A 12799-nucleotide genomic window follows, 5' to 3' on the forward strand; every position below is an offset into this window, starting at 1 on the left:
ACTATTCAATTATCTTTTTTATTGCTCAGTGTCATTTTATAATGATTCTGATTCAAGTTTGTGGCGACCATAGCGAGAAGGATCCACCCGTTCCCTTTCCGAACACGGAAGTTAAGCTTCTCTGCGCCGATGGTACTGCATGGGTGACTATGTGGGAGAGTAGGTCGTCGCCATTTTTTACGATAGAGTCCCGTAAGGTTTTTCCTTACGGGACTCTTTTTTTTGTCCGCTCTACATTGTTCAAAAAAAATGGACAAATTTGCCCTGTTATACCATTTCCTCACTTTCAAAGATTTATACAATGCTCTATATTAATATTTTTATCGTCTGATCTGGTTACACCTCCGCTGCGAAAGCAGCTTCTTTATTGTTTATTTTCAAAAGATTTTGACAATCAGTTGTTGTGGCTTTTGTTTTTACCTGCCATTATTATGCTTACCCACTGAAAAATTTTGAGATCACTAACTTTTGAATGAGCCTGGAAATGAAAATCAAAAAAGCTGTTTTCCCTGTAGCTGGATTAGGAACAAGGTTTTTACCTGCAACCAAGGCAATGCCCAAAGAGATGCTCCCCGTTGTCGACAAGCCTCTTATTCAATATGCCGTTGAAGAAGCTCTTGCCTCTGGTATTGAACAGATAATATTTGTTACCGGAAGTGGAAAAACTCCTCTTGAGAATCACTTTGATCGTCAGTATGAACTTGAAGATACGTTACGCAAGAGAGATAAAACAGATCTTCTCAAAACTATTGAGTCGATCGTCCCTAAATCGGGGACAATTATTTATACGAGACAAAGTGAGCCTCTGGGACTTGGCCACGCCATCTGGTGTGCTCGAGACATTGTAGGTGATGAGCCCTTTGCGGTTCTTCTTGCCGATGACCTCATCCAGAGCGAAACGCCTGTACTGTATCAAATGATAAAAATGTTCGACAGACTCAGAGCATCCATGGTCGCCACGATTGAAGTTCCGAAAGAAGATACCAATAGATACGGGATCTTATCCGGAGAAGAGGATTATGATGGCATCATTCGTGTCACGAATATGGTTGAAAAGCCTGATCCTGAAAGTGCACCTTCCAATATTGCAGCCATCGGACGTTATATTTTTACCCCTCGCATCTTTGACCTTCTCGGGGACCACAAGCGTGGTGCAGGTAATGAGATTCAGGTTACAGACGCCATGGTTGAGCTGCTTAAAGAACAACCTCTGTTTGGTTTCAAGTTTGAGGGTACACGATTTGACTGTGGTGACAAAGCCGGTTTTCAGATGGCCAATCTTGCATTTGCTCTGGAACGCCCTGAAATTGGGCCTCAACTGAGAGAATATATTAAAAAAATTCTTTGAAACACGTTTAAGGTGTATTTATGAATGTTACTGTATTTGGTGTTGGCTATGTAGGGCTTGTTCAGGCAGCAGTTCTTGCTGATGTTGGGCATCAGGTTTGTTGTGTTGATATTGACGAAAAAAAGATTGAGAACTTGAGTAGTGGACAAATTCCGATTTATGAACCGGGACTCTCAGAACTTGTTATTCAAAACTGTGAAAAGAAGAGAATAATTTTTACAACAGATGCACAGAAAGGAGTCGCTTTCGGAGAATTGCAATTTATTGCTGTTGGCACTCCGCCTGATGAAGATGGCAGTGCAGACCTCAAATATGTCCTCGCAGTGGCGGGTAAAATTGCTTCTTTAATGACAACTCCTAAAATCATTATTGACAAGTCTACTGTACCTGTTGGAACAGCTGACAGGGTTGCTGCTCATATAAAAGGTGTCTTAAAAGAACGCCACACCAATATCGATTTTCATGTTGTGTCAAACCCGGAATTTCTCAAGGAAGGATCTGCTCTTGAGGATTGTATGAGGCCGGAACGAATTATTGTAGGAACTTCTAATAAAAATGTTGAAGCAAAGATGCGTGAGTTGTACGAACCTTTCAGCAGGAATCATGACAAAATTATTGTTATGGATGTTCGAAGTGCAGAATTCACTAAATATGCAGCCAACTGCATGCTTGCCACAAAAATTTCTTTTATGAATGAAATGTCCGGGCTGGCTGAGCGTCTCGGAGTTGATATTGAGCAGGTGCGTAAAGGGATCGGTTCTGATTCTCGAATTGGCTATCATTTTATATATCCCGGATGTGGTTATGGTGGTTCCTGTTTTCCAAAAGACGTTCAGGCCCTCCAGCGTTCTGCAGAAGACATTGGCTATGAAACAAGAATTCTGAAGGCCGTTGAAGATGTGAATTATCGTCAGAAAAAGATTTTATTTGATCATGCTTTTAAACATTATAATGGTGATCTCAAAGGCAAAAAATTTGCGGTGTGGGGACTTGCTTTCAAACCCAATACTGATGACATGCGTGAGGCATCCAGCCGTGTATTACTTGAATTTCTCTGGAAAGCCGGAGCAAAGGTTCAGGCCTACGATCCCGAAGCAATGGAAGAAGCCCAGAGAATCTTTGGTTCCCGAGATGATTTAACTCTTATGGGAACAAAGGAGGGTGCTCTTCATGGGGCCGATGGCCTTTTCATTGTGACAGAATGGAAATCCTTTCGCGTACCGGATTTTGAACTTCTCGTCAGTGAACTTAAGGATAAAGTTATCTTTGATGGACGAAATCTGTACGAACCTTCCCGCATAGAAAGCAGGGGCCTTGCCTATTATGGTATTGGTCGTGGTCGCTCATTGATAGAGGGATAAATATATGTTGCGCAAAGCACTTATTACCGGAATTACCGGACAGGATGGTTCCTACCTCGCTGAACTCCTGTTGCAAAAAGGCTACGAGGTACATGGTATCAAACGACGTTCTTCATCGTTCAATACCAGTCGTATTGACCATATTTATCAAGACCCGCATGTCTCTAACCGAAATTTTATCCTTCACTACGGAGATCTGACTGATTCTTCCAGCCTTATCCATATAATAGGAAAGATTCAACCGGATGAGATTTACAATCTCGCAGCTCAATCCCATGTCGCTGTTTCTTTTGAAGAACCAGAATATACGGCAAATTCTGATGCCCTCGGGACACTGCGTCTGCTTGAAGCAATACGCATTCTGGGCCTGACCCAAAAGACGAAATTTTATCAGGCGTCAACCTCTGAACTTTTCGGTAAAGTCCAGGAGGTCCCTCAGAAGGAGACAACGCCTTTCTACCCGCGTTCCCCGTATGCTGTCTCAAAAATGTATGCGTACTGGATTGTTGTCAATTATCGCGAAGCATACGGTGTGTATGCCTGTAACGGAATTCTCTTCAACCACGAATCTCCAAGACGTGGAGAGACCTTTGTTACCCGCAAGATTACCAGAGCTGTTGCACGTATGGTTCTTGGCTTGCAGGACTGCATGTATCTCGGAAATCTTGATGCCCGCCGGGACTGGGGCCATGCCCGTGATTATGTGGTCATGCAGTGGTTAATGCTCCAGCAGGAGGCTCCCGAGGATTTTGTCATTGCCACAGGAGAGCAGCACTCTGTACGTGAATTTGTCAATGCAGCTGCCGCTGAATTTGGTGTGATGCTCAAATGGAAAGGAAAGGGAAAAGAAGAAATTGGAGTTGTTGATACCATTTCCGGTTCGCTTCCTCCTTCGAGCAATTTAGCTCTGGGGGATGTTATTGTACGTGTTGATCCCCGTTACTTTCGGCCCACTGAGGTTGAAACCTTATTGGGAGATCCTTCCAGGGCAAGGGAAAAATTACATTGGACGCCTGAAACGTCCTTTTCCCAGCTTGTCGTAGAAATGGTACGTCATGATTATGAAGAAGCCAAACGCGATGACCTGTGCAGAAGTGAAGGTTATACAATCCTTGATCACAATGAATAGGAGTTCTTTTCATGATTGATTCCAATCAAAAAATATACGTAGCCGGTCACCGGGGAATGGTTGGCGGAGCCATTATTCGACAACTTAAAAAGCGGGGGATACACAAGATTATCACCCGAAGTCACCATGAACTCGACCTTCTTGATCAGCATCAGACTACGTGCTTTTTCAAGAAGGAACGTCCTGATGTCGTTGTTCTCGCTGCAGCAAGAGTTGGTGGAATCCTTGCCAACAGTACGTACCCCGCCAATTTTATCTATGAAAATCTGATGATGGAGTGCAACGTCATTCATCAGGCCTGGCAGTGTGGCGTAAAAGAGCTTCTTTTTCTCGGCAGCTCCTGTATCTACCCCAAATTAGCCTCTCAGCCTCTGCACGAAGAAAGTTTACTCACAGGTCTTCTTGAGTCTACCAATGAGGCCTACGCAATCGCCAAAATCGCCGGTATTAAAGTCTGTGAATCATACAATCGGCAGTATGACACGAATTACCGCAGTGTAATGCCCACCAATCTTTTTGGACCGGGGGATAGTTACCATTTGAAGAACAGCCACGTTATCCCGGCAATGCTTCGTAAATGCCATCTTGCCAAACTGGCATTACAGGGTGACGTTGAAGCCATTTCAGCAGATGAAGAAAGATATGGCGAGATCCCCGAGGATATTGCAGCTTCAATCGGCTACAATTCTGCAGAAAAAAGTCTAAACTCCAATACAGAAATTTTTGTTGAACTCTGGGGTACCGGTTCTCCCAAAAGGGAGTTTCTTCATGTTGATGATATGGCATCGGCCTGCCTTGATGTTATGGAGCAGGATCCCTCGTTCTTTAAACTCCCCAACCCGTCGTTTGTAAATATTGGTACGGGTAAAGACATGACAATTCACGACACGGCCAGGCTCGTAGCGGAAACGGTTGGTTATGAAGGAGAAATTCGTTTCAACTCAAGTTACCCCGATGGCACTCCACAGAAACTGCTTGATATTTCCCGTCTCAGTCAGATGGGCTGGAAACCCCGGTTTGATTTTTCTTCAGCATTGAAATCTACCTATCATAACTACCTCTCTCGTTGATTATCCTTTTTTTTTGCAATCTGAGTGAAAAGTTGCTACACTTTTAACGTTTCATGAGGATACCTTGAATGATCTCACAAGGAGATTCCCACATGGCTGAGAAAGGGCGTATTATTGTTAATACCGGTGACGGTAAAGGAAAAACCACAGCTGCTCTTGGCACCGCATTTCGTGCTCTCGGCTATGGAATGCAGGTATGTGTAATTCAATTTCTCAAGGGACAGGGAGATTTCGGGGAACGGTTGATGGCCCGAAAGATTGATAACCTTGAATGGCATATTTGCGGCAAAGGGTTTGTCTTCAAGAAAAAAAATATTGAAGAAGACAGGGAAGTTGCAAGAACTGGTTTTGCACTTGCTGAAGAGAAGGTCAACAGCGACAAATACGATCTCATCATTCTTGATGAGTTGACCTATCTGCCTCACTATAATTTCCTCGAAGTAGAAAAAATTGTTGCTCTTCTGCAACACAAACCCGAAAGATTATCAATCATCATTACTGGTAGAAATGCTGCTCCCGAGATAACAGATATTGCTGATACCGTCTCTTTTATAAAAGCAGAAAAACACGCTTTCCAATCAGGAATAAAAGCTCAGAAAGGAATCGAATTCTGAGGTCTGCAAGACGCTCTTTTACATAAGAAAACACCGAATAATCGCCCCTTTTATTCGTTACAGACATCTTTAAAGAAGAGGTCTCTCCTTTAAAGATGTCTGTTGAAAATAAGGGTATCTTGAATAATCTTGTATTTCGTTCATATTCGAGGCACAGGAAGAAATTTACCGCAGGTATATGATTGATCTTCCGAGGATAAATTTTTTACTGTAACGAAGAAGATGGGCGAAAGACTGATTATTCAAGGTAGCCATAAGTCCGACCAATAAATGTTGTTGTTTATCATCTCATTTACCAGGTAGACGCTTATGAAAAATTCCTTGAAAAGGATATCTGGAAGTCTGTTGACTAAAAATGGACTGAGTTTCGTTGAAGTTATGGTTGTCGTTGCTCTCTTCCTTGTCTTGACAGTATTTGCTGGCCCGGAGATGACCCGTTTCTCCCATACGCGAAAGGTTAATACTCTTATCCGCAACACCGTAACGCTTCTGATGGACGCCCGTCTGGATGCCTTTAAAATTAATTCGAATACTGTCGTTCTTTTTTCCAACAGCGAAGGAAAAGAAGATGGAGATCTTAATCAGATAACCGTCTTTCAAGACAATGGAAATGGCGGTGGGACAGCAAAAGATGGTGTCCAGCAGCCGAACGAAAAGCAGACAGGTTTTCTCTCAACTGATGTGTTGCAGGGCTCCTCTTCGACACCCGCCCGCCAGTCTCTCCTCACGTTTACAACCAATTTCCCCGACAACAGGCTGATTTACAGGAATCGACTCGGAATGTTCGGTGGTACTATTAAGGTTCTGTGGAGCGGGGAAGAAGAGGGGAAGGTTGTAATCAATTCCCTCGGCAGAATACGTGTAGAGAAAAGCAAATAAAAATACAGCTATTTTTCTCTTCGCAAAAAACATCATCTCTTGCCTTTTCCCTTGACTTTCCTCATGCAAGATAATAGATATTCTTTTAATGAACGGTCATTCAGTTTGCAGAGGCGGTAAAAGGTATCGTAACTGCTAATTTTTAACCTTTATCGAGAGGAAATCATGTCAAAGTTAGTTGCTCCCCATGGCGGAAAAGGTCTGGTATGTGCATTGCTTGAAGGTTCTGAGCTTGCTGCTGAGAAAACAAAAGCAGCTGGTCTCAAACAAATTGAGATCTCAGATCGGGCCAAAGGCGACCTTATCATGCTGGGAATCGGTGGTTTTTCCCCGCTTACAGGATTTATGAAAAAAGCCGACTGGAAAAACGTCTGCGAAAATTTTCAACTTGCTGACGGTACATTCTGGCCAGTACCCATTACTCTTGATATCACTACAGGCGATGCCGCTGATGTAAAAGAAGGTCAAGAAGTTGCCCTCGTTAGAAAAGGCGAAGTCTTTGCTACCATGCTCGTAGAAGAAAAATACGAGATGACCGAGACTGATAAAAAGTGGGAATGCGAGAACGTCTTCATGGGTCACGGAGAAGATTCTGTCGATGGTAAATTCTGGGAAGTAGCCCTCGAAGATCATCCAGGTGTCAAGATGGTAATGGCACAGAAAGAATTCAACATTGCCGGTCCTGTTAAAGTTCTCTCTGAAGGTGAATACCCCAAAGAATACCCGGGAGTATATCTCAAACCTGCTGAAACCCGTAAAATGTTTGATGATCGCGGTTGGGCAAACGTTGCGGCCCTTCAGCTCAGAAACCCGATGCATCGCTCCCATGAATACCTCGCTAAAATTGCAGTTGAAGTATGCGACGGCGTTCTCATTCACTCCCTCATCGGAAATCTGAAACCAGGTGACATTCCTGCTCACGTTCGGGTTGGCGCAATCGACATCCTGATTGACAAATACTTCGTGAAAGAAAATGTTATCAACGCTGGTTATCCTCTTGATATGCGTTATGCTGGTCCCCGTGAAGGTCTTCTTCATGCAACCTTCCGTCAAAACTATGGCGTAAACAACATGTTGATCGGACGTGACCATGCAGGTGTTGGTGACTTCTATGGTCTCTTTGAAGCACAGGAAATATTTGACCGCATTCCCTACACCGGAGATGATGCCAAAGATCTGCTGTGTAAACCGATGAAAATTGACTGGACTTTCTATTGCACCGAGTGTGACGGTATGGCTTCTCTGCGTACCTGCCCCCATAACAAGGAAAGCCGTGTTATTCTTTCCGGAACCAAACTTCGGAAAGCTCTTTCCGAAGGTGGACCCATCCCGGATCACTTTGGGCGTGAAGAAGTTCTGGTTTACCTCAAAAAATATTATGCAAGTCTTACTGAAAAAGTTGAAGTTAAAATGCAGGGAGCTGCATCTGGCGACAGCATGTAAGGTTTTCTGATACATACGCTGAAAAAATAACAGTGGCCATCTTCTTTTAAGGAGATGGCCACTGTTGTTTTTAATAAAAATCTTGCTGTCTTTTACCTCAGAACCACAGTCCGCCAGTTCTTATTCAATTTTCTTCACTTCACACTCAAGCCGTCCCTCGTGTAACAAAACTTCAATCTGCTCACCACATTGAACTGAAGCGCTGTTTCGAACAATCTCTTTTTCACCTTTTTTCGGTATGGTACGTGTGATGGAATAACCACGTAAAAGGGTCGCCAGCGGGCTGACTCCATGTAAAAGAGCTGCCGTCCCTGCAATATTTTTTTCCCTGGAAGCAAGTTGTTGGTTCATTGTTGTGAAAATTTTACCAAGGGCCCAATCAAGATTATTACGTTTTTTCTCAATACGATTGAGAGGGGCACTCAACATGAGGCGATGATAAAGCTCAACATGTCGGTCTTCTCTTTCACCTATTACAGTGTCAATGGCCTGAGTCAACAGTGCATGGCTCATCTCCAGCCGATGCGAACATTCATCAACAGTATAGGTGAAACGGTGAAGATCGCGGGTCTGGAGTTTTAAATTTTGCCTTGCGGTGTTCAGTTGTTCGGTGATGCGGTTACAAAGTCTTACTTTGCATGTTCTCAGACGTTCTTTGTTGTGCCTGCGGTCCGGGGTCAGCAACTCGGCCGCAGCTGTCGGGGTTGAACATCGCCAGTCAGCGCAGAAATCTGCAATGGTAAAATCAATTTCATGGCCGATACCGGTAACAACAGGCAGCCGCGTATTAAAAATGGCATCCGCTACAACCTCTTCATTAAAGGCCCAGAGATCCTCCAGCGAGCCACCACCCCGGATCAGAACAATGATATCATGCCTGTTCAACGTGTTTAAGGTGTTGATTGCAGCGGCGATTTTCCCTGCCGCCTCGTTTCCCTGGACGGGAACTGGCAGAAGTTCAATATGAGCCGATGTTCCCCGCAAGCGGATCGTTTTCAAAAAATCGATAAAAGCAGCTCCAGCAGGAGAACTTATCACTGCTATTCTTTGTGGTGCGACTGGTATCTTTAATTTTCGAGCATCATCAAAATATCCTCTGGATAAGAGCTTTTTCTTCAGTTTTTCAAAGTCTTGCTGTAGTTGGCCAGAACCGTTCACTTCAATACTGTCAACAATCAGTTGATAGTTCCCTCGTGGTTCGTAGACAGATATCCGACCAAAACAAATCACTTTCTGGCCATCTTCCAGTTGCAGATCAACAAAACGTTTCTGGCGTTTGAACAGAACTGCCTGCAGTTGCGCTTCAGAATCCTTCAAAGTGAAGTAAGAGTGACCGGAAAGGGGAGTGCGCAGGTTGGAAATTTCCCCCGAAATATGAACGAAACGAAATAGACTTTCCAGTATCTCTTTGAGATTACTTGTAAATTGCCCGACGGTCAGGATTGTATCAGATGAAGTTGAAGACATATTGTATTACGGGTAAAAGTTGGACACCAGCCGGTTTCCCAATGACAGCAAAAGGGCAATCGTTTATATTGAAAACCCTGTTGAATACGTACACTGGTGTTAGAAATCTTTTCTGTCTGTAGACAATTATGCTGCAGACCATTCAAAATAAATGGAGAAATATCGCATGTCAATCGAGAGTGCGTACAATAAGCGTCTTGGTCCCGAAGCAACCATTGATAAGGTTGAAGCTGTTCTTGAGCATATCAACGTTCCGCAACCGGCGATTCAATATATCAGCCGGAACTCAAGGGTCATTAAATGGCTGCTTATTCTGCTGGCAATTTTCGTCGTTTCTTTTTCACTCTGGCGATCCTCGCATCAGAAACAGATCCAGAATGGGGCCTCCGCTCTTGCAGTCGCAATAAGTGACCCACAGGAGCAACGCCAGGCATCCCTCGAGAAAATAGTTGAAGAGTATGATTCTACCCCTGCGGCTACCTGGGCGAAAGTAGAACTGGCCCGCTTCGCAATGACCCAGGGAAATTTCAAGGATGCTGCAGATCGTTTTGGTGCAATCCGAGGCGAAACTTCCGAGAGTAACCCGCTCTACGGGTTGCTTCTCTATGGGAATGCACAGGCACTTGAAGGGGCAAAAGACTTTGTCGGAGCAATTGCTCTCTATCATGAACTGCAGAATATTGCTGGATATAAATTCATCGGTTTCTACGGCGAGGGACGAATTCTTGAAGAACAGAGTCAGGCTGAACGGGCTCTCGCAATTTACAACGATTATGTGATAACTGCCGGTGATGACCCGAACATGGCTCAGAACAAACTGCTTATGCAGTCCAGAATAGAGCAGGTAAAAGCGGTTATTACAAAATAAGAATACCTTGAGTAACCAGTCTTTCGCCCATTTTCTTCGTTACAGTAAAAAATTTATCCTCGGAGGTACGTCTGGACTCCGATATCAATCGCATACCTGCGGTAAATTTCCTCCTGTGCCTCGAATATGAACGAATGCAGGCTGTTTCAAGGTATCTATAATACATAAAACTGCAATGAAGTACGCAGGGGAGGCAGTATGCCGGGTTATGAAATTTTTGGGGAAGAAGAACGACGTCATATCAATGAGGTTCTTGATACCGGCGTGCTTTTCCGCTATGAGTTTGGAGAACAACGCAAAGGAATTCATAAGGTTCGTGAATTTGAAGAGAAATTTGCGGCCTATACCAGTAGCACCCACGCACAGGCAGTCACTTCAGGGTCCGCTGCTTTGAAAGTGGCACTCATGGCCCTCGGAATTGGCCCCGGTGATGAGGTCATTACCCAGGGATTTACTTTTGTTGCAACCTGGGAAGCAATCCTTGAGATTGGAGCTGTTCCTGTTTTTGCTGAAATTGACGATACCCTTAATCTTGATCCCGACGATATCGAAAATAAAATCACTGACAAGACAAAGTGCATTGTTCCCGTTCACATGATGGGTGCTCCGGCCAGGATTGAGGAGATCGTTGCCATCGGTGAAAAACACAACATTCCCATACTCGAAGATACTGCCCAGGCCACTGGTGGCTATCTTCACGGAAGGCATCTCGGCAGTTTCGGGGCATGCGGTACGTTTTCCTTTGATTCCGTAAAGACTCTTACCACTGGTGAAGGGGGAATGATAATCACCCGGAATGCAGACCTGTGGAGAAAGATGAGTGAGTATCATGACCATGGTCATGACCATGCTGAGAATCCGGGAGGACGCGGAGCTGATGGACGTCGCTTTTTTGGATCCAACTACCGCATGATGGAACTCCAGGGGGCAATTGGACTGGGTCAACTTGAAAAACTTGATTCACTCATCGCCACTCAACGTACAAACAAAGCCCGCCTGAAAAAAATCCTCTCTGATATTCCCGGGGTAAGTTTCCGTACTATTCTGGATGAAGCTGGAGACAACGCTTCCTTTGTTACCTTTCTCCTGCCGACTGCAGATGAGTCCCGCAGGGTGAATGAAGTTTTACGCGCACACGACTGCGGGGCAATAAATTTCAGTGAAAACAGCTGGCACTATTACACCCACTGGGAACATCTCCTGGGAGAGAAGAGCGTCACCCGGTCTGGTTATCCCTTTGCCGACGTCGATGGTCGCAGGCGGATTCATTACGATGTGGATGCATTACCGAAGACTGCGGCAATCCTGACACGGACTCTCTGCTATCCCATCAACGTCAAAATGGACGATGCTCATTTCGAGAAAATCAAAAAGGCAATTGTTGCCATTTCAGCCTGAATTTGTTTCACAGAATAAAAAAGAGGCCATATCGCTTTAAAGCGATATGGCCTCTTTTTTTATATTATCGTACGTAACTTCAGGCGGCAAGAGCTGTCGGTTCCTCTTCCGTGTGGAAGAAGGGGAGCATGGTCGTTCCAATTGCTCTGGTACTTGCAGCCATACGGCTGAGGACAGATTGTCCTCCGTTACTCTTCAGTTCAACAACTTCCCAGCAATTCTCGGCTTCTTCAATGGCTTTCATCAAACCAAGATGCTGGGTGTGACCAACTTTGTACGCCTCAATGTGACCGAGAACAGGAATTCCGAGCAGTGCAATATCGCCAATGAGATCAAGAATTTTGTGGCGGATAAATTCATCTTTGTAGCGCAGGCCGTCTTCATTAAGAATGGACTTGCGATCCCAGTGAATTGCAATAACGTTCGTCAGATTACCACCCTGTGCAAGTCCGTTCGCCCACAGCTGTTCCACCTCTTCTACATAACCGAATGTACGTGCACGGGCAATATCTGCATCAAAATGACCGCTGTTGAGGTCAAAGGTATATTTTTGGTGTTTGATTATCTCGGCATCGAAGGAAATTTCACCACTTACCTTGAAGCCATCGTAAGGAGAGATGGTGAGGCGTTTGTCGCCATCGGTATAGGTGACAGGTCTGGTAATCTTCAAGACGCGGCGGCAGCGATTCTGCTGTTTCATCCCCGCCTGATTCAAAGCTTCAACAAAAGGAGCTGCAGAACCATCCATGATCGGAATCTCTGGGGCATTTACTGCGATATCGGCATTGTCAATTCCGCCGGCACGAAGAGCTGCCATGAGATGTTCCGTCGTGGAGATCCGAAAATATTGGTTGCCAATGGTCGTCGCCAGAGTGGTGTCAACCACCCGGTTCATGTGTGCATAAACAGGTGCCTGGCCTGGAAGATCACTGCGGAAGAAACGTATTCCAGTATCGGCTGCGGCTGGTTTAATCCGCAGCGAAATGTCACGCCCGGAGTGCAGGCCAATACCATGACAGTCTACCGTTTTCTTGAGTGTGTACTGGTGAGGATCCATTGCATATTTCATAATTTTACCCTTCGAAGAAATTTGTTTTGTTGTACAAAGGGTAATAAGCAAGAACTATACCTGAAACAGAAAAAGGAGGGCAATTAAATGTATCATTATGAAATATCGAATAAAAGTTTTATTTTTTGTACCGATACAAAAACAAACAACAGT

The 12799-nt window shown here is 44.6% G+C and carries 11 protein-coding genes and 1 rRNA gene; 10 read left to right on the plus strand and 2 right to left on the minus strand.

The window, feature by feature from the left end; genetic code table 11:
* Positions 1–59: 59 nt before the first annotated feature.
* From rrf to sat, 8 genes are all read left to right on the plus strand, one after another.
* A 5S ribosomal RNA gene (gene rrf / locus JWG39_RS12570) occupies positions 60–176 on the plus strand.
* A gap of 308 nt (positions 177–484) precedes the next feature.
* Positions 485–1348, plus strand: a complete 864-nt coding sequence (galU, locus tag JWG39_RS12575; RefSeq protein WP_205219765.1) for a UTP--glucose-1-phosphate uridylyltransferase GalU — start codon at positions 485–487, stop codon at positions 1346–1348.
* Between the two features lie 20 nt (positions 1349–1368).
* Complete coding sequence (locus JWG39_RS12580; RefSeq protein WP_205219766.1) at positions 1369–2709, plus strand: UDP-glucose dehydrogenase family protein; 1341 nt, start codon at positions 1369–1371, stop codon at positions 2707–2709.
* 4 nt (positions 2710–2713) lie between these two features.
* Positions 2714–3838 carry a GDP-mannose 4,6-dehydratase gene (gene gmd / locus JWG39_RS12585; RefSeq protein WP_205219767.1) on the plus strand — a complete coding sequence of 375 codons (1125 nt, stop codon included), beginning with the start codon at positions 2714–2716 and terminating at the stop codon, positions 3836–3838.
* Positions 3839–3849: 11 nt separating this feature from the next.
* A complete protein-coding gene (locus tag JWG39_RS12590) occupies positions 3850–4908 on the plus strand; it encodes a GDP-L-fucose synthase family protein (protein WP_205219768.1) in 1059 nt (352 codons plus the stop codon).
* A gap of 68 nt (positions 4909–4976) precedes the next feature.
* Positions 4977–5522, plus strand: a complete 546-nt coding sequence (gene cobO / locus JWG39_RS12595) for a cob(I)yrinic acid a,c-diamide adenosyltransferase (protein ID WP_205219769.1) — start codon at positions 4977–4979, stop codon at positions 5520–5522.
* A gap of 345 nt (positions 5523–5867) precedes the next feature.
* Positions 5868–6401: a pilus assembly FimT family protein gene (locus tag JWG39_RS12600; RefSeq protein ID WP_205219770.1), complete on the plus strand. Its 534-nt coding sequence runs from the start codon at positions 5868–5870 to the stop codon at positions 6399–6401.
* A 165-nt stretch (positions 6402–6566) separates the two neighbouring features.
* The gene (gene sat / locus JWG39_RS12605; protein WP_205219771.1) at positions 6567–7844 is read left to right on the plus strand and encodes a sulfate adenylyltransferase; all 1278 of its coding nucleotides are present in this window, start codon (positions 6567–6569) and stop codon (positions 7842–7844) included.
* Positions 7845–7964: 120 nt separating this feature from the next.
* Here sat and xseA read toward each other — a convergent pair whose 3' ends face one another.
* Positions 7965–9311, minus strand: a complete 1347-nt coding sequence (xseA, locus tag JWG39_RS12610) for an exodeoxyribonuclease VII large subunit (RefSeq protein ID WP_205219772.1) — start codon at positions 9309–9311, stop codon at positions 7965–7967.
* Positions 9312–9477: 166 nt separating this feature from the next.
* Here xseA and JWG39_RS12615 point away from each other — a divergent pair, with 166 nt between their 5' ends.
* Together JWG39_RS12615 and JWG39_RS12620 are read left to right on the plus strand one after the other, a co-directional pair.
* The gene (locus JWG39_RS12615) at positions 9478–10179 is read left to right on the plus strand and encodes a tetratricopeptide repeat protein (protein ID WP_205219773.1); all 702 of its coding nucleotides are present in this window, start codon (positions 9478–9480) and stop codon (positions 10177–10179) included.
* Between the two features lie 198 nt (positions 10180–10377).
* Entirely contained in the window at positions 10378–11577 is a 1200-nt protein-coding gene (locus JWG39_RS12620) for a DegT/DnrJ/EryC1/StrS family aminotransferase (protein WP_205219774.1), read from the plus strand.
* Between the two features lie 79 nt (positions 11578–11656).
* Here the strand turns inward: JWG39_RS12620 and lpxC are convergent, their stop codons facing one another.
* Entirely contained in the window at positions 11657–12646 is a 990-nt protein-coding gene (lpxC, locus tag JWG39_RS12625; RefSeq protein WP_205219775.1) for a UDP-3-O-acyl-N-acetylglucosamine deacetylase, read from the minus strand.
* Positions 12647–12799 lie beyond the last annotated feature (153 nt).

The organism is Desulforhopalus vacuolatus (assembly GCF_016918505.1).
GTDB lineage: Bacteria > Desulfobacterota > Desulfobulbia > Desulfobulbales > Desulfocapsaceae > Desulforhopalus > Desulforhopalus vacuolatus.